Source organism: Paenilisteria portnoyi, assembly GCF_014322795.1.
Lineage (GTDB): Bacteria > Bacillota > Bacilli > Lactobacillales > Listeriaceae > Listeria_A > Listeria_A portnoyi.
The window spans coordinates 1-19,304 of record NZ_JAASTT010000001.1; the positions used below are offsets into that span (position 1 = coordinate 1).

General features: G+C 42.4%; 23 protein-coding genes. 19 read left to right on the forward strand and 4 right to left on the reverse strand.

The window, feature by feature from the left end; all coding sequences use genetic code 11:
* Nucleotides 1-152 precede the first annotated feature (152 nt).
* A complete protein-coding gene (locus HCJ66_RS00005; protein ID WP_187131312.1) occupies nt 153-647 on the reverse strand; it encodes a cysteine hydrolase family protein in 495 nt (164 codons plus the stop codon).
* Nucleotides 648-662: 15 nt separating this feature from the next.
* Nucleotides 663-1,088, reverse strand: a complete 426-nt coding sequence (locus tag HCJ66_RS00010) for an EVE domain-containing protein (RefSeq protein WP_187131313.1) — start codon at nt 1,086-1,088, stop codon at nt 663-665.
* Nucleotides 1,089-1,490: 402 nt separating this feature from the next.
* Here HCJ66_RS00010 and alaS point away from each other — a divergent pair, with 402 nt between their 5' ends.
* The 4 genes from alaS (at nt 1,491) to HCJ66_RS00030 (ending at nt 5,244) form a co-directional block, all read left to right on the forward strand.
* Entirely contained in the window at nt 1,491-4,121 is a 2,631-nt protein-coding gene (gene alaS, locus HCJ66_RS00015) for an alanine--tRNA ligase (protein WP_187131314.1), read from the forward strand.
* 127 nt (nt 4,122-4,248) lie between these two features.
* Complete coding sequence (locus tag HCJ66_RS00020; RefSeq protein WP_036061807.1) at nt 4,249-4,518, forward strand: IreB family regulatory phosphoprotein; 270 nt, start codon at nt 4,249-4,251, stop codon at nt 4,516-4,518.
* The gene (gene ruvX / locus HCJ66_RS00025) at nt 4,515-4,931 is read left to right on the forward strand and encodes a Holliday junction resolvase RuvX (RefSeq protein ID WP_181675444.1); all 417 of its coding nucleotides are present in this window, start codon (nt 4,515-4,517) and stop codon (nt 4,929-4,931) included. The genes HCJ66_RS00020 and ruvX overlap by 4 nt, the downstream gene beginning before the upstream one ends.
* A 19-nt stretch (nt 4,932-4,950) precedes the next feature.
* Nucleotides 4,951-5,244 (forward strand): DUF1292 domain-containing protein, encoded by a 294-nt coding sequence (locus HCJ66_RS00030; protein WP_036079223.1) that lies wholly within the window; start codon nt 4,951-4,953, stop codon nt 5,242-5,244.
* A gap of 263 nt (nt 5,245-5,507) precedes the next feature.
* On the opposite strand, the gene HCJ66_RS00035 is transcribed toward HCJ66_RS00030, so the two are convergent.
* Nucleotides 5,508-6,131 carry a DedA family protein gene (locus HCJ66_RS00035; protein ID WP_187131315.1) on the reverse strand — a complete coding sequence of 208 codons (624 nt, stop codon included), beginning with the start codon at nt 6,129-6,131 and terminating at the stop codon, nt 5,508-5,510.
* A 176-nt stretch (nt 6,132-6,307) separates the two neighbouring features.
* Between HCJ66_RS00035 and mltG the strand changes: the two genes are divergently transcribed.
* The 6 genes from mltG (at nt 6,308) to mtnN (ending at nt 11,307) form a co-directional block, all read left to right on the forward strand.
* Nucleotides 6,308-7,375, forward strand: a complete 1,068-nt coding sequence (mltG, locus tag HCJ66_RS00040) for an endolytic transglycosylase MltG (RefSeq protein ID WP_187131316.1) — start codon at nt 6,308-6,310, stop codon at nt 7,373-7,375.
* Nucleotides 7,376-7,459: 84 nt separating this feature from the next.
* Complete coding sequence (locus HCJ66_RS00045; RefSeq protein ID WP_187131317.1) at nt 7,460-8,110, forward strand: class I SAM-dependent methyltransferase; 651 nt, start codon at nt 7,460-7,462, stop codon at nt 8,108-8,110.
* On the forward strand, nt 8,107-8,739 hold the full coding sequence (gene udk, locus HCJ66_RS00050) for a uridine kinase (protein WP_036079211.1): 633 nt from the start codon (nt 8,107-8,109) through the stop codon (nt 8,737-8,739). Before HCJ66_RS00045 ends, udk begins: the two co-directional genes overlap by 4 nt.
* Before the next feature lie 185 nt (nt 8,740-8,924).
* Nucleotides 8,925-9,401, forward strand: a complete 477-nt coding sequence (greA, locus tag HCJ66_RS00055) for a transcription elongation factor GreA (RefSeq protein WP_187131318.1) — start codon at nt 8,925-8,927, stop codon at nt 9,399-9,401.
* Nucleotides 9,402-9,900: 499 nt separating this feature from the next.
* A complete protein-coding gene (locus tag HCJ66_RS00060) occupies nt 9,901-10,536 on the forward strand; it encodes a YrrS family protein (protein ID WP_187131319.1) in 636 nt (211 codons plus the stop codon).
* A gap of 66 nt (nt 10,537-10,602) precedes the next feature.
* Entirely contained in the window at nt 10,603-11,307 is a 705-nt protein-coding gene (mtnN, locus tag HCJ66_RS00065; RefSeq protein WP_187131320.1) for a 5'-methylthioadenosine/S-adenosylhomocysteine nucleosidase, read from the forward strand.
* Nucleotides 11,308-11,511: 204 nt separating this feature from the next.
* Here the strand turns inward: mtnN and HCJ66_RS00070 are convergent, their stop codons facing one another.
* Nucleotides 11,512-13,317 (reverse strand): M3 family oligoendopeptidase, encoded by a 1,806-nt coding sequence (locus tag HCJ66_RS00070; RefSeq protein WP_187131321.1) that lies wholly within the window; start codon nt 13,315-13,317, stop codon nt 11,512-11,514.
* 185 nt (nt 13,318-13,502) lie between these two features.
* On the opposite strand from HCJ66_RS00070, the gene HCJ66_RS00075 reads away from it, so the two are divergent.
* The 9 genes from HCJ66_RS00075 (at nt 13,503) to HCJ66_RS00115 (ending at nt 19,274) form a co-directional block, all read left to right on the forward strand.
* Nucleotides 13,503-14,024, forward strand: coding sequence for a YqeG family HAD IIIA-type phosphatase (locus tag HCJ66_RS00075; RefSeq protein WP_187131322.1), 522 nt, complete (start codon nt 13,503-13,505; stop codon nt 14,022-14,024).
* The gene (gene yqeH, locus HCJ66_RS00080; RefSeq protein WP_036081700.1) at nt 14,021-15,121 is read left to right on the forward strand and encodes a ribosome biogenesis GTPase YqeH; all 1,101 of its coding nucleotides are present in this window, start codon (nt 14,021-14,023) and stop codon (nt 15,119-15,121) included. Before HCJ66_RS00075 ends, yqeH begins: the two co-directional genes overlap by 4 nt.
* A gap of 19 nt (nt 15,122-15,140) precedes the next feature.
* Entirely contained in the window at nt 15,141-15,962 is an 822-nt protein-coding gene (gene aroE, locus HCJ66_RS00085; RefSeq protein ID WP_187131323.1) for a shikimate dehydrogenase, read from the forward strand.
* Nucleotides 15,962-16,252, forward strand: coding sequence for a ribosome assembly RNA-binding protein YhbY (gene yhbY / locus HCJ66_RS00090; RefSeq protein ID WP_187131324.1), 291 nt, complete (start codon nt 15,962-15,964; stop codon nt 16,250-16,252). Before aroE ends, yhbY begins: the two co-directional genes overlap by 1 nt.
* Before the next feature lie 15 nt (nt 16,253-16,267).
* Entirely contained in the window at nt 16,268-16,837 is a 570-nt protein-coding gene (locus HCJ66_RS00095) for a nicotinate-nucleotide adenylyltransferase (protein WP_187131325.1), read from the forward strand.
* The gene (yqeK, locus tag HCJ66_RS00100) at nt 16,830-17,405 is read left to right on the forward strand and encodes a bis(5'-nucleosyl)-tetraphosphatase (symmetrical) YqeK (RefSeq protein WP_187131326.1); all 576 of its coding nucleotides are present in this window, start codon (nt 16,830-16,832) and stop codon (nt 17,403-17,405) included. Before HCJ66_RS00095 ends, yqeK begins: the two co-directional genes overlap by 8 nt.
* Nucleotides 17,406-17,408: 3 nt before the next feature.
* Nucleotides 17,409-17,765 carry a ribosome silencing factor gene (gene rsfS, locus HCJ66_RS00105; RefSeq protein WP_187131327.1) on the forward strand — a complete coding sequence of 119 codons (357 nt, stop codon included), beginning with the start codon at nt 17,409-17,411 and terminating at the stop codon, nt 17,763-17,765.
* 55 nt (nt 17,766-17,820) lie between these two features.
* The gene (locus HCJ66_RS00110; protein ID WP_187131328.1) at nt 17,821-18,552 is read left to right on the forward strand and encodes a class I SAM-dependent DNA methyltransferase; all 732 of its coding nucleotides are present in this window, start codon (nt 17,821-17,823) and stop codon (nt 18,550-18,552) included.
* 104 nt (nt 18,553-18,656) lie between these two features.
* Entirely contained in the window at nt 18,657-19,274 is a 618-nt protein-coding gene (locus tag HCJ66_RS00115; RefSeq protein ID WP_187131329.1) for a ComEA family DNA-binding protein, read from the forward strand.
* The last annotated feature ends 30 nt before the right edge of the window (nt 19,275-19,304 follow it).

Below are 19,304 nucleotides of genomic sequence, written 5' to 3' on the forward strand. Positions count from 1 at the left end.
TGAACGTTTAAAAATGAAAAATCATAAAATTGGATTCGTCTAATTTCGAATAAAAAGCGACTTATGAAATTGGTTCAACTATTAAGGTAGGGATTATCAAATTAGGTCGTCCTGATACACTTCTTCGCAAAATATATCAGGACGATTTTTATTCACAAAAAGGTCAAAAATCTCCCATCCCAAATCGTTTCATGATGTGCCATAATCGTTTTTGCATCGATCAAATCACTATCCATAGTCGTATGCAATCCACGAACCATGTAACAATTAAATCCCAATCCATGCGCAAATCGAACGGTCGTATCTACACAATATTCCGTCTGCGCACCGCAAAACTCGATTTTCTGAGCATCTAACCCAGCAAGAATCGCCGGTAAATCCGTCTTATAAAACGAATTCGCATGCGTCTTATTCACATAAATATCATCCTGTCGACTGTCCAATTCCGGCATCAACGCCCACGCATCACTGCCAATCACCAATTCCTCATCCACATGCTGCACAAAAATAACCGGTTTCCCAGCATCCCGATAACTCGCAATCCGCTGATTCACACCAGCCAACATGCGCTCCAAATGAACTAATGGATAATCCGTCGAATTCACCCCATTTTGCATATCAATCACAACCAAAACATCACTCATCATCCCACGGAATCCCCCTTACGATTCATATTTCATCGGCAAACCCATCTGCTCAGCCAACATCAAAAAGAAATCCTTATCAATCTCAAAATGGCCGTAACGAAGGGAAGCGCGATATTTCTGCCAAGCTTCTAGCTGTGACACCGCGCTGAGCGGCACTTGTTTTGCATCTGGGAAAAAATCAATATCTTTACGATAAGGTACAAATGTCTCACTCATCGCAAATGGATAAATATCCTCCCCCTTTACCCGTCCAATCGCCGTAAAACACTGGCATTTCTCATCTTTACCAAGCGTTTGTTTCGGACTATAATAAACTAGCCAATCTCCAGGTTTCATCCGTTTAAGTGGCGCTTCTTTACCATGACATAACTGCGAAAAGCCACCATCCACGCCTAATTCAACATGATCTAAGGAAGCCACACCAATCCAATATTTTGTCATTTTAGTCATCTTCTTTCGTTATGTGTTTTCCATCTACACACCTATTATAAACGATATAACGATATTGTCCATTGATTAATCGTTGACACAACCCGCCACATCCTTTATAATTTCAAGTATCATACAACTAAAAATAGTGTGAGCTTAAAGAAACACGCCCGTTTGCAAGAGAAATGTTCCTATGGCTGGAAGAACATAAACGAGACAGCGATTTCTGTGCTACCTCACATCACGCCTATTTTTCGTCTTATTCCGCGTTAAGGATTCTAAAGAGGTAATGATCAAGTCTTATATCATTGCAAACAGGGTGGTACCGCGAACATATTCGTCCCTGTATTGCGAGATGATATGAGGCTTTTTGTTTTGTATCCATACTCGCGCAATCAAAAAGGAGGAAATAAAATGAAACAATTAACAAGTGCTGAAGTAAGACAAATGTTCCTCGATTTTTTCCAGGAAAAAGGCCATAAAGTGGAGCCAAGTGCGCCGCTCGTGCCGATTAACGATGCATCTTTGCTATGGATTAATAGTGGTGTCGCAACATTGAAAAAATATTTCGACGGTAGCGTGATTCCAGACAACCCACGTATCGTTAATGCGCAGAAATCAATCCGTACAAATGACATCGAAAATGTAGGGAAAACAGCGCGCCATCATACATTTTTCGAGATGCTCGGTAATTTTTCCATCGGTGAATATTTCAAAGAAGAAGCCATCGTTTGGGCATGGGAATTTCTGACTAGCCCGCAATGGGTTGGCTTTGATCCGGATAAATTATACGTAACGGTTTATCCAGAAGACGAAGAAGCGAAGACGATTTGGAAAGAAAAAGTTGGCTTGACAGACGATCATATCGTGCCGATTGAGGACAATTTCTGGGATATCGGCGAAGGTCCAAGTGGTCCGGATAGTGAGATTTTTTACGATCGTGGCGAGGCTTATGGCAATGATACGACAGATCCAGAATTATATCCAGGCGGCGAAAACGAACGTTATTTGGAAATTTGGAACCTTGTATTTTCGCAATTTAATCACAACGCAGATGGCACGTATACGCCACTTCCAAAGAAAAACATCGATACAGGGATGGGCCTCGAACGGATGGTTTCAATCATTCAAGATGCGCCTACAAACTTCGAAACCGACCTATTCATGCCAATCATTCGTGAAGTAGAGACGATTTCTGGTGAAAAATACGGTCAAAATCCTGCAACAGATACAGCATTTAAAGTTATCGCAGACCACGTGCGTACCGTAGCTTTTGCAATCGGTGACAGCGCATTACCATCCAATGAAGGTCGTGGTTATGTGTTGCGTCGCTTGCTACGTCGTGCCGTTCGTTACGCTAAAAACCTCAATATTAACGAACCATTTATGTATAAATTAGTACCTGTAGTCGGCAAAATTATGAATAGTTACTATCCTGAAGTAGAAAAACAAACCGATTTCATCCAAAAAATTGTACGCACCGAGGAAGAACGTTTCCATGAGACGCTAAATGAAGGTTTGGCGATTTTAGAAGAAATGATGGCGGCCGCTAAAGACTCTGGTCAAATGAACGGCGCAGACATTTTCAAATTATACGACACATTCGGATTCCCAGTTGAGCTGACAGAAGAATATGCTGAAGATAACGGTTTAACAGTCGATCACGCTGGTTTTGAAGCAGAAATGACGAAACAACGCAATCGGGCACGTAACGCACGTGCTGACGTTAAATCGATGAGCGTCCAAACAGAGCTACTAACAAGTTTGACAGAGAAAAGTGAGTTTGTTGGCTATGAAACGACAAGCGTTGCGACCGAAGTGCTGTACATTATCAAATCAGGTAGCTTAGCAGAAAGCGCATCACGTGGCGATAAAGTGCAAGTCATCTTCAAAGAAACACCATTTTATGCAGAAAGCGGCGGACAAATCGCGGACCAAGGAACCATTAAAAAATCCGGTTTCACAGCAGCCGTTCTAAACGTTCAAAAAACACCAAATAAGCAAAATATCCATGAAGTACGCATCGAAGAAGGAAGTCTAAACAAAGGCGATCATGTAACGCTTGAAGTGGACAAAGCCACCCGCCGCGGCATCGTGAAGAACCACACCGCAACGCATTTGCTTCATCGTGCGTTAAAAGACGTACTCGGCGATCACGTCAACCAAGCAGGCTCTCTCGTAGAATCGAATCGTTTACGTTTTGACTTCTCTCATTTTGGCCAAATTACCGACGCAGAACTTCAAAAAATGGAACACATCGTCAATCGTAAAATTTGGGAACAAATCGCAGTCAGCATCAAAGAAATGCCGATTGCAGAAGCAAAAGAACTCGGCGCGATGGCGTTATTCGGCGAGAAATATGGTGATGTTGTCCGCGTTGTCCGTATTGGCGATTACAGCATCGAGCTTTGTGGTGGTATCCATGTTAAAAATACGTCTGAAATCGGACTTTTCAACATCATTTCCGAAAGTGGCATCGGGGCAGGAACTCGCCGTATCGAAGCAGTAACCGGCGAATCCGCATACCGCTTCCTAAATCAACAAGAGCATTATCTAAAAGCAGCCGCAAATCTGCTTAAAACATCGCCACAAGAAACACCACAAAAAATCGAACAATTACATCAAGAAATGCGCGAATTAAAACGCGAAAACGACTCTTTACTTGCGAAACTATCCAACGCAGCAAGCGCAGATATTTTTAGCAATCCAGAAGATGTCGGTGGTGTTGCCGTTATCGCGAAACAAGTCAATGCGAAAGATATGAACCAATTACGCCAATATCTAGATAATTGGAAAGAAACAAAAGCAAGCGGCATCCTTGTTTTGGGTGCAGCACATGATGATAAAGTCAGCTTAATTTCTGCTGTTTCCGAAGATTTAATTAAAGAAGGTTATCACGCTGGTAAATTGCTGAAAGAAGTGGCAACTCGTTGCGGCGGTAATGGTGGCGGACGCCCTGATACAGCTCAAGCAGGCGGGAAAGACCCAGAAAAACTAGAAGGCGCATTAGCTTATGTAAAAGAGTGGGTTGCGCAACAATCCTAAACTGTACAACAAGATAGCAAGTATTTATTAGCAATTGGATTAGCATCTTCTTTGTTATTTTTCGAGACTTAGTGTAAAATGAAATGTGGACAATAGCGATAACAATGGGAAAGAGGTGCTGATCAAAATGGCTTCTGATAAAACAATGTTTTATAGTTTTGGCGACGATTCGATTGAAGAAGATGTCAAAATTCTGATGGGGAAAGTGTATGTTGCCCTAGAGGAAAAAGGATATAACCCGATTAATCAGATTGTTGGTTATTTGCTCTCTGGTGATCCAGCTTATATTCCGCGCCACAATGATGCTCGTAATTTGATCCGCCGTCTAGAGCGTGATGAGATTATCGAAGAATTAGTAAAGGCGTACCTAAAAAATAATAAGATTGGTGACAAATGAGAACAATGGGATTAGATGTTGGCTCGGTGACTGTTGGTGTAGCCATTAGTGATGAGCTAGGCTGGACCGCACAAGGTATTGAGACCATCACGATAAACGAACGCGCGAAACAATTTGGTTACGATCGCGTGAAAGAACTTGCCGCAGAATACGATGTTAATAAAATCGTTGTTGGCTGGCCAAAAAATATGAATAATACGGTTGGTGAACGTGCAGAAGCATCTGAAAAGTATGCGGAAGTATTGGAAAGCCGCACTGGGATTCCTGTTGTTTTATGGGATGAGCGCTTGACCACTGCCGCAGCGGAACGGACATTGCTTGAAGCTGATGTTAGCCGTAAGAAGCGTAAGAAAGTCATTGATAAGCTTGCAGCCGTTATGATATTGCAGTCTTATTTAGATTCAAATAATTAATTAAAAAGAGGTGTCCATTATGACAGAAAATCACGAACATGATCACGAACATATCACAGTAGTAGACGAGGATGGTAACGAGGAGCTTTACGCGGTCTTATTCTCGTTTAACTCCGATGAGTTTGAGAAATCTTACGTACTTTATTATCCAGAAAGTGCAGAAGACGAGGAAGAAATCGAATTACAAGCGTCTTCTTTCATTGAAAATGAAGATGGCACACAAGGCGAGTTAAAGCCTGTGGAAACAGAAGAAGAATGGGACATGATCGAAGAGGTCCTTGCGACGTTCTTAGAAGACGAAGACGCCGAATAATCATTCAGAGGGCGTACAAACGCGCATCTGCGTCGTTAAAACCTGTGCTCCGATGCTCACGTATAAATATACGTTCCGCTTCGGTGCTCGGTTTTGCCTAGCATCTACCCATTTGTACGCTCTCTGAGGTTTTGCGATTTCATAGCATCGTTTGGTGTTAGTTCGAAGAACTTGGTTTTGCGTACGAAGTACGGTTTTTCCGATTAAACGAAAGAAGCTGAGAGTTAGCACGAATAAGTGCCTAATTCCCAGCTTCTTCTTTTTTATGCAGTTGGTTTGCGTTTTTTTACTATTTTCACGATTAAGTACACAACAATCACGACTAGGAGTGCTAGCATGGCGTAGCTGATTGGGCGGGTGTATTTTTCGACAACGCTCCAATTGGCGCCTAACTTGTAGCCTAAGTAGGTTAAGAAAATATTCCATGGGATGCAGCCTAGGATGGTGTACGTGATGAATTTCCAAATGTTCATTTTTGCAATACCGGCTGGTAGTGATATGAAAGTTCGGATAACGGGCAGGAGGCGACCGAAGAACACTGCTGATGCGCCGTATTTTTGAAACCAGTTTTCTGCTAGGTCAAGATGTCCGACATTTAAAAAGATGTATTTTCCGAATTTTAGAACGAGGGCTCGGCCACCGAATTTGCCGATATAGTAGGCGATTAGGGAGCCAACGAGGTTTCCTGCGATACCAGCGAAGACCACAAGCCAAAAGTTTAGGTCACCTGCTTCGGCCATGAAACCACCGAACAGCATGACAACTTCGCTTGGAAGCGGGATACAGACGCTTTCGATGACCATCGCCCAGAAGATGCCCCAGTGCCCAAATAGGTCGATTAAGGTCATGACGAAATTTTGCAATGCTTCAATAATGGAATGTAACATGGATAGCCTTCTTTCGTTTAGATTGAACCGTTTAACGATGCTTCCTTATTATAGCTAAATTTGTCGAAAACGTCACGAATTTATATTTTTTGCTGATTGTGGTTGAACTATGGTAGTGATTACCGTTATAATAGATAAAGAAATGTTTTGCATAGACGAATGAAAGAGGTTTAGAGATGAAAAAATCCAAAAGCAAAATGATCACGATTATTATTTCAAGTATCGCCGTGGTGCTGGTCGCGCTAACGGTTGGAGGCTATTTCTATGTGGATTCGCAACTCCAAGCTGTCAATGCATCGAGTAAGGAATCGATTATTGTAGATATTCCTAAAGGCGCTAAAGTATCAGAAATTGGCGATATTCTTCAAGAAAATAACGTTATTAATAGTAGCATGATTTTTACGTACTATGTGAAATATAAAAATGAGACGAACTTAAAAGCTGGAAAATATAAATTGAGTCCATCGATGACCGTGGAACAAGTGGTTAATGAATTGAAAAAAGGCCAGGTGATTGTCCCGTCCAGACTCGTTATTCCAGAAGGGTATTCCTTAGATCAAATCGCGGATCGGATGGTTGCTTACAAGCCGGAATTGAAGAAAGCGGATATTTTAAAAGTGATGGACGACAAGGCGTTTGTGAATGAACTGATGAAGGCATATCCTGATACGGTCACAAAGGACGTTTTGGCGGCAACTATCAAGCATCCGCTAGAAGGCTATTTGTACCCAGCGACGTATGAATTTACAGGCAAAACGGACATCAAAGCGATGGTGAGCGACATGGTTAAAGCCACAGACGCCAACATTGCTAAATATAAGCCAGAACTTACGAAGCAAAAATTGACGGTGCATCATTTCTTAACGATGTCCTCCCTCATCGAAAAAGAAGCAACGGCAAATGTCGATCGCAGTAAAATTTCGAGTGTTTTTTATAATCGCCTGAAAGAGGGCATGCCGCTACAGACGGATCCGACGGTGCTTTACGCGCTTGGGAAACATAAATCGCGTACGATGTATGAAGATTTGAAAGTAGATTCGCCGTACAATACGTACAAAAATAAAGGCTTGCCACCAGGTCCGATTTCGAATAGTGGAGAAACATCGATGGAAGCCACGTTGCATCCTGAAAAAACGGATTTTCTTTACTTTTTAGCGAATACAAAAACAGGTCAGGTTTATTTTTCTAAGACGCTAGAAGAGCATAACAAATTAAAAGAAGAACATATTACAAATAATCAATAAATAGACACGATAAGCGTTTGTTTTTGGCCTTAGAGGCTTGAGAACAGGCGCTTATCATTAGTCTGTTAAGGGGGATTTAGAGCAGTGAATGATACGTTAATTCATAATTACTTGCTTTCGCACATTCCAGAGCGCAAGCCGTTCTTCATGGAATTGGAAGCTTATGCGGCGGAACACGAAGTACCAATCATGGAAATAGACTCGATGCATTTTATGTTACAAATTATGCAAATTCAACAACCGAAGCGAATTTTGGAAATTGGAACAGCAATTGGCTATTCTGCTTTACGGATGGCAGACGCGTTGCCAGATGTACATATTGTCACGATGGAGCGCGATGAAGTGCGTTATGACCGAGCTTGGCACAATGTTCACGCATTTGGCGCAGAGGACCGAATTGAGGTTCTTCTCATGGATGCCTTGGAAGATAGTTCGATTGTGCTGGAAAAAGAGAATTTCGACGCGATTTTCATTGATGCCGCAAAAGCTCAGTATGCTAAATTTTTCAACGTTTATATCGATAAATTGGCTCCGGGCGGTGTCATTTACAGCGATAATGTGCTTTTTAAAGGGTTGGCGTTACACGATTCGCCGCGAGCGCAGCAAAAGCAACGCGTGTCGAGAAAAATGCGGGAATTCAATGATTGGCTTTTGCAAAATCCAGATTTCATTACGACGACTGTTCCTTTAGGGGATGGCCTTGCGATTAGTCGCAGAAAGGAAGGCGCAAAGTGACGAAGAAAAAGCCGATAGTAGTAGGCGTGACGGGCGGTAGTGGTTCAGGGAAAACGAGTGTGAGTAAGGCGATTTATGATCATTTCACGGGGCATTCCATTTTGATGTTGGAGCAAGATTTTTATTATAAAGACCAAGCAGAAATGGCTTTTGAGGAGCGTCTAAAAACGAATTATGATCATCCTTTAGCGTTTGATACGGACCTTTTGATTCGTCATATCAAGCAATTATTGCGCTACGAGCCAATCGATAAACCGGTATACGATTATGAGCTTTATACACGTTCTAGCGAGATTATTCACCAAGAACCAAAAGAGGTTATCATTTTAGAGGGCATTTTAATTTTGGAAGATCCGAAGTTGCGCGACCTCATGGATATCAAGGTTTACGTCGACACAGATGATGATATTCGAATTTTGCGACGGATGGTGCGCGATGTCAACGAACGTGGCCGGACAATGGAGTCGGTGATCGAACAATATTTAGGCGTGGTTAAGCCGATGTATCAAAAATTTATCGAACCGACGAAAAAATACGCCGACATTATCATCCCAGAAGGCGGCGAGAACAAGGTAGCCATCGATTTAATGACGACAAAAGTGGCGACAATACTCGAAATGAACCGATAATGCAACGCTACGACTTGTAATTAGACGCGAATTAAGATAAAATTTCACTATTGGACAAAAATTTGCTGGACATTCCCTGAGAATCGTGTTACTCTTTCAGGCGTAAAGTAAATACATGTTGAGGCGCGGAAAAGAACAAACTTCCGTGCTTTTCAAATAACATAAAGATGAAGGAGAGAAAGAATTTGGCTACAGAAAAAGTATTCCCAATGACATTAGAAGGTAAAGCGAAATTAGAAAATGAACTAAATGATTTAAAAACAGTCAAACGTAAAGAAGTTGTAGAACGTATTAAAATTGCCCGTAGTTTCGGCGATCTTTCGGAAAACTCCGAGTACGATTCCGCAAAAGATGAGCAAGCTTTCGTAGAGGGCCGCATTACAACCCTTGAAAACATGATTCGCAATGCGCAAATCATCGATGCTAGCGCGATGAGCGGTGAAGTAGCACTAGGAAACACCGTTACTTTCAAAGAGCTTCCAAACGGCGACGAAGAAAGCTACACAATCGTGGGTAGCGCCGAAGCAGACCCATTCGAAGGCCTGATTTCCAATGATTCCCCAATCGCCAAAGCCCTACTAGGCTGCAAAGAAGGTGACGAAGTATCAATCCAAACACCAGGCGGCGAAATGAACGTCAAAATCACAAAAATCAGCGCCTAATATATCGAAATGAATAAACACAACACAAGAAAATAACACAAAACCCGAGTGAAGCGAGGCCGGTTCATATTCTAGGCAAAGATGAGTATCAGGTGCGGAGCGTACTTGCGTATGCTAGCACTGGAACGGAATCTTTAACGACGAAGATGGACCGAAAAAAAGCTTGAATAAACGCAACACAAGAAAATAACGCAAAACCTCAGCGAAGCGAGAACGGTTCATGTTCTAGGCAAAGATGAGTACCAGGTGCGGAGCGTACTTGCGTACGTGAGCACTGGAACGGAATCTTTAACGACGAAGATGGACCGAACGAAACCTTGAATAAACGCAACACAAGAAAATAACGCAAAACCTCAGCGAAGCGAGAACGGTTCATATTCTAGGCAAAGATGAGTACCGGGTGCGGAGCGTACTTGCGTACGTGAGCACTGGAACGGAATCTTTAACGACGAAGATGGACCGTTCTCGCTTCGCTGACCTAGGTAAGGTGGTGGCATATATGGACAAGAAAACACAAAAGGAAGAGCAGCGACGCAGTGCCCAAAATCATGTGGAAGCATCACGCTCTGAGCAAAATAGTAAACACAAAAGAACGAGTATCACTCTGAACATTTTAATCATACTGATGAGTTTGGCAATCGTTGGTGTTTTATGGCTTGTTTTTTTTTTAACGGCTGAGGATTCGGCGGATAAAGTAGAAACAAAGCCAAAAACGGAGCAAACGCAAAAGGCGAATGAGACGAAAAAGGATGACTCGAAAGCAAAGGACACCGAGAAGCCGAAAGAGCAAACGACGGAAACCAGCGATGATCCTAATGTGTCAGAAGTCATTACAAAAGATTGGAAAGCTGTTGGGACGGAACAAAAAGGTGATCACGTGAACTCCTATGAAATGGATAGCGAGGATTGGGAAGAAAAAGTGAACGCTTTTTCTGAGGCGACAGGTATTGATAATGGTGACATGACGATTTGGTATGTCGGTCGCGGTGATGAGCCTGCAACGCAATCTATTGGAACGGTTTCAACAAAATCTGATCCGGATAAAGCTTTCCGAGTATACATTACTTGGGTCGATGGGGCTGGATGGCAACCGACAAAAGTAGAAGTGCTCAAAACGAATGATAAAAGAAATTGATAAGACTGTGTTTCGGATGGTTTATCCACTTCGAACACAGTTTTTTTAAGGAAGGGATGATTGAGAATGGGAAAAATAGCAATTATCGGTGCGATGGAAGAAGAAGTGACAATTTTACGGGAACAGATGGCTGGACTTGAGGAAACAACGATAGCGGGAGCGGTTTTCTACACGGGAACGTTGGCTGGAAAAGAGATTGTCTTGTTGAAATCTGGCATTGGGAAAGTGAATGCGGCTTTATCAACGACTCTTTTATGCGACCATTATGATATTTCGTTAATTATTAATACTGGCTCAGCTGGCGGAATTGGTGCGGAATTGGAAGTTGGAGATGTGATTATTTCAGATCATTTAGCGTATGGGGATGTGGATGCAACTGTTTTTGGTTATACATACGGACAAGTTCCCCAAATGCCAGCACTCTATCAGGGCGATGAAGAGGCGATGCGTTTGGCACAGCAAATCTACCAAGAAAACTTCTCAGAGGGAAACAAGGCGGTCTACGGGCTCGTGGTGACGACGGATTCTTTTATTCACCGACCAGATCAACGGGAATTGATTACGACTTTCTTCCCAGAGGTAAAAGCGGTAGAAATGGAAGCTTGCGCGATTGCACAGGTTGCGCACCAGTTTGACGTACCGTTTTTAATTATCCGAGCGCTTTCAGATGTTGCAGATAGTGAAGCTAGTGTCTCTTTTGATGAGTTTTTAGTGACGGCAGCAAAGAATTCGTCAGCTTGTGTTGTGAAAATGATAGAACAATTGTCATGATAGCGTGTCGACAAACGCCTATTTTCGTCGTTAAAAGCTCCGTTCCAGTGCTCTCGTACTCTAGTACGCTCCGCGCTGGTACTCGCTTTTGGCTAGAAACTAGGCATTTGTCGACACGCTGAGGTTTGATGATAAAGCTAGGTTTTGCGTGAAATATAGTTTCCCTATAGTCTGTCGTCTGCTAATAGCAAGCGGACGTTGCTGTTACACTAAATCATTTGTTAAGTCTAGGAACTCTTCGACGTCGCTAACTGCAATCTCCAGCGCGCTTTCCCAGAAATCTGGTTTTGTTAAATCGATACCAAGATGTTTTTTAGCAAGTTGCTCGGTTGTCATGGCGCCAGTGTCTTGCAACAGGGCAATGTATTTGTCTTCGTAGCCGCTTCCTTCTGCAAGTGCTTGGTGATAAATACCTAATGAAAACAGGTAGCCGAATGTGTATGGGAAGTTGTAAAATGGTACATCGGCGATATAAAAATGTAATTTAGAAGACCAGAATTGCGGGTGGTACTCGGATAACGCATCTTGGAAGGCTTCTCGTTGCGCTTCTTCCATTAACGTATTTAGACGATCCGCAGAAACGAGGCCTTCTTTACGAGCTTCATAAAAACGGGTTTCGAATAAGAAACGAGCGCGTATGTCCATGAAAAAGGCAATGCTGCGTCCGATTTTATCTTCTAGTAGAATGATTTTTTCTTCTTTTGTAGTTGCTTCTTTAACGGAAGCATCCGCAATAATCATTTCAGCAAAAGTTGATGCGGTTTCAGCTACGTTCATCGCATAATTCGTATTTTCGAAGGGTTCATCGCGAATAACATGTGAGTGGAAGGCGTGGCCGAGTTCGTGAGCAAGCGTTGCAACCGTTCCTGGGGCACCGTCGTAGGTCATGAAAATACGACTTTCTTTTTCTAGTGGAATGTCGGTACAAAAACCACCAGGACGTTTGTTATCACGATCTTCAGCCTCAATCCATTGCTGTTCAAATGCGTGCTTTGCAAAACTAGCCATTTTCGGGCTGAATTTTGCAAACTGTGTCAGAATGAAATCCGCGCCTTCTTGGTACGTATATTTTTTCGGCTCAGAATCAAGCGTCAGGGGTGCGAAAACATCATGGAAGCTTAATTTATCAATGCCAAACAGTTGTGCTTTGCGATTTAAGAATGAAACGAACGTTGCTTTATGTTTTTCGATGACTTCCCACATGGTTGCCAGTGTTTTTTCGTCTAAGCGGTTGATTGCCAGTGGTTCTGCGAGTACATTGTCCCATTTACGCGTCCGATAAACGGCGAGGCGGAAACCTGCCAAATGGTTTAGCGTATCGCTGAATAGTTGTGATTTTTCCTGCCATGCTTTTCCGTAGGCTTCAAATACAGCGACACGCACAGCGCGATCTGGATGGCTCAATAAGTTCAAGGCTTGGCCGGCGGAAACTAATTTTTCCTCACCATCAACAACAACTGGTACGCGAATCGTTGCTACAACTGTATCGTAATGATCCGACCAGCCGCGGTAACCGTCCACATTCAGCGCATTGATAACTGCTTCTTCTTCACGTGTCCCTTTTTTCTTACGATTATCGCGTGCTTCATTTAGTACGAAAGCAATCTCGCTCAAGCCGTTCTCTGTGAGTAGGGAAGCCCATAATGCATCTGGAACTAAGGCGAATTTCTCATGCCACTCATTTTCGATTGTTTCAAGTTCTGCCAATTGTTGGTATACACCGCCAGTCAATTCGACAGCTTTCAAATCACGCGTGTCGGCGGAGGATAAACATTCCAGAAAAGCCGCTGCATTCATGAGTTGTTTCGTTATATCTGCATTTTGATTGATTAAAAGTAGAAATTCGCTGACATCGTCTTTATTTTCTGGAACGGGCCAATCTTGCACCGCTTGCTTAAATGACGCGATATCTTTCGTTGTCTCAGAAAGCGCATTAGCTAAAGCTTCAGAGCCACTTCCGCCAGAATAAATCGAATCTAAATCCCAAATTAACGCATAGTTTTTTGACATCATAATCCCCCTATAATTTCCGTATTTTCCACTTCATTATAGCACTTATCTCAGATTTTTTTGTAAAATAAGCGGAAAGATGTTAAAATTTATAAGGATTACATGAAAGCGTGCTGGTTTGGCATTCGAGAAACGCCGATGTCAAGACACTTTTTAAACCAATTAAATAAAAAGAGGTGCCTATTTTGCTAAAAAATTTCTCACCGGATAAAATGTTAACATCGCCATTTGGTATTACCGCGGACCAATTGCGAAAAATGGGGAAAACGACGGTATTAACAGATCTAGACAATACGTTACTTGCTTGGGATCAGTTGGATGCGACCGACGAAATTTACAACTGGTTTCGGATTCTAGAAGAAGAGGGCATCAAGGTGATGATCGTATCGAATAACAATGAAGAGCGCGTGAAGCGAGTGGCTATCGCGACGAAAATTCCATACTTGGCCAAGGCGAAAAAACCACTGGCCGCCGCGTTTCAGAAAGCGCTGGCTGATCTTGGCTCGACACCAGAAGAAACGGTGATGATTGGCGACCAAATCATGACGGACATCTTAGGAGGAAACCGTCAAAAATTAACGACTGTTTTTGTACGCCCGGTCAAAGATACAGACGGTTTTGCGACGAAGTTTAACCGATTCATGGAACGCATTATTTTAAAAAGACTAGCTAAAAAATCAGAATTAAAATGGGAGGATTCTCTGTGACCGAAGAATTAAGATGTATTGGCTGTGGAGCCGTTATTCAAACAACTGACAAAACCCAACCTGGCTATGCGCCGGAATCTAGCTTAGAAAAAGAAGATATTATTTGCCAGCGTTGTTTCCGCTTGAAGCATTATAATGAAATTCAAGATGTTCCGCTGACGGATGATGATTTCTTGAAAATTTTGAACCAATTAGGTACAAAGCAGGCGCTGATCGTCTATGTTGTCGATATTTTTGACTTTGATGGCAGTTGGTTGCCAGGTTTGCATCGCTTTGTCGGGAATAACCCGGTACTACTTGTCGGAAATAAAGCCGATTTGCTACCAAAATCATTGAAACGCGAACGCTTGACGCAGTGGATGCGCGGTCGTGCCCGTGAACTCGGACTGGCCCCAACCGATTGCGTCTTAGTAAGCGCTGAAAAAGGACAATCCTTTGATGTGTTACTTGAAAAAATTGAAGAAGAGCGCGCAGGCCGTGACGTTTTTGTCGTAGGCTGTACAAATGTTGGTAAATCAACACTTATCAATCGGATTATTAAAGTGGCGACTGGTGAAAATGACGTTATCACGACATCTCAATTCCCAGGCACAACGCTTGATAAAATTGAAATTCCACTTTCAGATGGCAGCGTTCTTGTCGATACGCCAGGAATTATCAATCATCACCAAATCGCGCATGTTATCGATGCTAAAACGCTAAAACTTGTCTCGCCGAAAAAAGAAATCAAGCCAGTGACGTACCAATTAAACGAGGAACAAACGTTATTCTTTGGCGCCTTGGCTCGATTTGATTACACAAGTGGTGGCAGACGATCGTTTGTCGTGTATACATCGAATAACTTAATGATTCACCGCACGAAACTTGAAAAAGCTGATAATTTATATGAAACGCAAGCCGGAAAACTACTGCAACCACCAGGCGAAGCGGATATCGAAACATTACCGAAATTAGTGCCGTATCAATTTTCGGTGAAGGAAAAGGCGGACATCGTATTCTCAGGACTTGGTTGGATTACCGTTTTAGAAGGCGGTGCAAAAGTAACTGCTTGGGTTCCAGAAGGCGTAAGCGTAACTATTCGCCGCTCAATCGTGTAACTAGGAGGCGAACTTCTGAATGAAAGAGTTATATTGCGTTATCGGCAACCCCATCGCACACTCGCTTTCTCCAATAATGCACACCGCTTTACTGGAGCAGAACCATCTAGATGCGAGCTATGTTCCATTTTTAATAGAAAAACAGGATTTTACAACAGCGATAGAAGGTTTAAAGGCATTAGGAATTAGCGGATTCAACGTTACGAGTCCGTTTAAAGAGGATATCCTACCGTTTTTAGACGCGCTAGATTCCGAGGCCAAAGCATGCGGGGCTGTGAATACGGTTGTTGCAAGAAATGGACATTGGACTGGCTACAACACGGATGGCATCGGTTATTTACAAGGTTTAGAGAGCATTCGAACTATCAATGAAACCGATCAGATTTTGATTATTGGAGCAGGCGGCGCGAGTAAGGCAATTTTTCAGGCTCTCTTACACCATACCAATGCGTCAGTGACCGTTGCCAATCGAACGCTTGAAAAAGCTGTTAAAATGGTTGCAGGGACGGCGCATAGGGCTATCAGTTTAGCCGAAGCCGAGTCGCAACTTGCGGATTTCACCATCGTCATCCAAACAACATCATCCGGACTTACCAAAGAAAATGCGGTTTTACCAATCCAATTACATGATTTAACCGTAGGGACCATCGTTTCTGACATTATCTACAATCCCGCTGAAACGCCATTTTTAAAAGAGGCGAAAGCACATGGAGCTATCATACAAAACGGCTTATCGATGTTTATTAACCAAGCGGCGATTGCGTTCGAATTATGGACAGGGATAGAAGCAGATCGCGATCTCATGCGAAATAGTGTATTGAAAAAACTAGGAGGAAAATAATGTTAACAAATATACAAAAGCGTTTTTTACGTAAAGAAGCTCACGATATCGATGCCATTTTTCAAGTTGGAAAAGGTGGCGTGTCGCCGAATTTAATTAAGCATGTTGCAGAGGCCATCGAAGTTCGCGAGCTTATCAAGATTTCGATTTTACAAAATTGCGATCAACCAAAAGAAGAAGTTGCAGAAATGATTAGTTCACGTTCGGGGTCAGAGCTCGTGCAAGTTATTGGCCGCACCATCATTCTTTACAAAGAATCACAAAATAAGAAACAAATCCAATTGCCGTAAGAAGGTGTATCTGATTTGAAAGCAAAAATTGGTATTTTAGGTGGCACATTTGATCCGCCACACCATGCTCATTTAATTATTGCCAACGAAGCGCGCATTAAACTCGGTCTTGAAAAAATTATTTTCTTGCCGAATGCCGTTCCTCCTCATAAGAAAGAAAGTGGCCTGACGAGTAACGCAGATCGCCTAAAAATGATCGAACTTGCTATTACAGGCAATCCCTTTTTTGAAGTGGACGACCGTGAAATGCACCGCTCTGGCAAGTCTTACACGTATGATACGATGGTTGAAATGACAAAGGAGTTTCCAAATGCCGCTTTTTCCTTTATAATTGGCGGAGACATGGTTGAATATTTGCCAAAGTGGTATCATATTAATGAACTGATAAAACTTGTGAACTTTGTTGGCGTCAATCGACCGCATTACGATGGGGGAGCGCCTTACGATATAGAAAAAATAGAGGTTCCAGCACTGGACATCTCGTCTTCCCTGTTGCGAGAACGTTTGGTAGCAGGTTTGCCAATCGATTATTACGTTCCAAACAAGGTAAGCGAGTATATAAAGGAGCATCATTTATATGAATAGAGAAGAAATTTTGGAAGCAGTCAAAGAAGCGATGCCAGAAAAACGTTTTATTCACACACTTGGCGTTGAAAAAACAGCGCTTGAGCTTGCCGATCATTATAAAGTAGACCGAAATCAAGTGAGTCTGGCGGCGCTGTTACATGATTACGCGAAATATGCGGATAAAGAAGCTATGATGGCAGTCATGGTTGAACAAAAAATGGATCCAAAACTATTCACCTATAACCAAGAACTGTGGCATGCTCCCGTAGGCGCCTATTTTGCAGAAAGCAAGTTTGGTGTGACAGACGAACCGGTTTTGAAAGCCATTGCTTGCCATACTACAGGAAATGCCGCGATGAGCACGATGGATAAAATCATCTACCTGGCCGACTACACAGAGCCGAATCGTTCTTTTCCAGGCGTATACAAGGCTCGCCGTCTATCCTTTGACTCTTTAGATAAGGCCATGTTATTTGCCCTGTCAAACACAATCACGTTTTTAATTACGAAAAGACAACCTATTTTTCCAGATACATTCGATGCTTACAACTATTTTGCACGTTTACAAATTGAAGGTGAGGTATAACTATTGAAAAGTCATGATTTATTAATGTTAACCGCAAAAGCAGCGGACGATAAACGCGCAGAGGACATTCTAGCGCTGAATATGGAAGGACTATCCGCATTTGCCGATTATTTTGTCATTTGCCATGGTAACTCCGACAAACAAGTACAAGCCATTGCCCAAGAAATCAAAGAACAAGCGAACAAAAACGAGGTAGAAGTGAAACGATTAGAAGGCTTCGATGCTGCCAAATGGATCCTAATTGATTTAGGCGACGTCATCGTTCACGTTTTCCACAAAGATGAGCGTAGTTACTACAATCTTGAAAAACTATGGGGAGACGCGCCGTTAGAAGACGTACGCGCAGCATTTACCGTATAAAAAGCAAAGAGGGGCTTTCATAGGCTCCTTTTTTCGTGGAGAGAGGGGCAAAATTATGAGTTATGAATATTTTCCAAATTTCTATGATGCTCTCATGGACGAGGAGCTGTACGACAACTGGTTTTCTTTTGCAACGCCCTATTTACCGAATAAAGGCGGAAAAGTGCTTGACGTCGCTTGTGGGACTGCTGAGCTGGCTGTCCGTTTGGCTAAACGTGGATTTGAAGTCACTGGTGTCGATTTATCAGAAGAAATGTTGAGCGTGGCCAGCGAAAAAGCGTTCCATGAAGAAGTTTCACTATTATTACTACAACAAGACATGTCAGAAATGGAGAAGTTAGATACGTTTGATCTGGTCACATGCTTTTGCGATTCGCTTAATTATTTAGAAACAGAAGAAGCGGTGCACGGGACATTACGCAGCGTCTACGAAAACTTGAAAACAGATGGTGTATTTCTATTCGATGTTCATTCTATTTACAAAATGGACGAGCTTTTCAAAGATTACAGCTATGGAGATAGTGACGAAGAAATTTCATGCATTTGGAATTCCTTTGAAGGTGAATTTCCGCATTCTGTAGAACATGAATTAACCTTCTTTAAACAAGGCCCAGACGGCAGTTACGATCGTTATGATGAGTTGCATAAAGAACGGACTTATCCAATTGATTGGTACAAAAAAGCGATACAGGCAACAGGATTTCGTAAAATAAAAATTTGCGCTGATTTTACGGATTTTGAGCCTACTAAAACTAGTGAAAGAATCTTTTTCATATGCGAGAAATGACTTTTTACCGTCATTTCTCTTTTTTTATGTTTTTGAGGTAGCAGAAGAGATAAAGGAAAAAGAACAAAGAGGGCGAATACTAATACTAAAGGCAGGTGATGAGCATGTTAGAAAAATGGCAAGCATATAAGAAATACATTATTGGTGCGGCGATTATACTCATAGCCATGGGTTTCTTCTTTGTTACACAAAATCAAGAAGAACCAGTAGTTCCAGCAACTGTGGCCGCGAAAGAAGAACCAGTGAAGAGCGCTACAAAAGAGCAAGAAATAGTCTCGACTAAATCCCTTGTTGTGGATGTGAAAGGTGCAGTCAACAAACCTGGCGTCTATGAACTAGCGCCTGACAGTCGTGTAAAGGATGCGATTTTAAAAGCAGGGGGACTTTCAGCAGAGGCAGATGTGAAATTGCTTAATATGGCACAGAAAGTAACCGATGAGATGGTTATTTATGCTGGGAAAGTAGGAGAAGAAGGTCTAGCGCCGGTCGCGACAGCGGGATCAGCACCAGCAGGAAGCGCGGATAGCACAAAGGTTAATATAAATACAGCGGATGTGACGACTTTGCAAACTATCCCTGGCATCGGAGCTGTAAAAGCGCAAGCCATCATTGATCATCGAGAAAAAGAAGGATTATTCACAACGATTGACGATCTTTCCAAAGTCTCGGGAATCGGAGCTAAAACAGTAGAGCGATTAAGTGAGCATATTACAGTAGAATAATAAAGCTATTGACGAAGCGAATTCGAAAAG

Coding starts and splice junctions, on each gene's coding strand:
- HCJ66_RS00060 (WP_187131319.1), top strand. CDS start 9,901: ATGGACAAGAAAACACAAAAGGAAGAGCAGCGACGCAGTGCCCAAAAT.
- HCJ66_RS00005 (WP_187131312.1), bottom strand. CDS start 647: ATGATGAGTGATGTTTTGGTTGTGATTGATATGCAAAATGGGGTGAAT.
- alaS (WP_187131314.1), top strand. CDS start 1,491: ATGAAACAATTAACAAGTGCTGAAGTAAGACAAATGTTCCTCGATTTT.
- yhbY (WP_187131324.1), top strand. CDS start 15,962: ATGTTAACAAATATACAAAAGCGTTTTTTACGTAAAGAAGCTCACGAT.
- HCJ66_RS00110 (WP_187131328.1), top strand. CDS start 17,821: ATGAGTTATGAATATTTTCCAAATTTCTATGATGCTCTCATGGACGAG.
- HCJ66_RS00070 (WP_187131321.1), bottom strand. CDS start 13,317: ATGTCAAAAAACTATGCGTTAATTTGGGATTTAGATTCGATTTATTCT.
- HCJ66_RS00030 (WP_036079223.1), top strand. CDS start 4,951: ATGACAGAAAATCACGAACATGATCACGAACATATCACAGTAGTAGAC.
- yqeK (WP_187131326.1), top strand. CDS start 16,830: ATGAATAGAGAAGAAATTTTGGAAGCAGTCAAAGAAGCGATGCCAGAA.
- mtnN (WP_187131320.1), top strand. CDS start 10,603: ATGGGAAAAATAGCAATTATCGGTGCGATGGAAGAAGAAGTGACAATT.
- aroE (WP_187131323.1), top strand. CDS start 15,141: ATGAAAGAGTTATATTGCGTTATCGGCAACCCCATCGCACACTCGCTT.
- HCJ66_RS00010 (WP_187131313.1), bottom strand. CDS start 1,088: ATGACAAAATATTGGATTGGTGTGGCTTCCTTAGATCATGTTGAATTA.
- mltG (WP_187131316.1), top strand. CDS start 6,308: ATGAAAAAATCCAAAAGCAAAATGATCACGATTATTATTTCAAGTATC.
- HCJ66_RS00020 (WP_036061807.1), top strand. CDS start 4,249: ATGGCTTCTGATAAAACAATGTTTTATAGTTTTGGCGACGATTCGATT.
- ruvX (WP_181675444.1), top strand. CDS start 4,515: ATGAGAACAATGGGATTAGATGTTGGCTCGGTGACTGTTGGTGTAGCC.
- HCJ66_RS00035 (WP_187131315.1), bottom strand. CDS start 6,131: ATGTTACATTCCATTATTGAAGCATTGCAAAATTTCGTCATGACCTTA.
- HCJ66_RS00115 (WP_187131329.1), top strand. CDS start 18,657: ATGTTAGAAAAATGGCAAGCATATAAGAAATACATTATTGGTGCGGCG.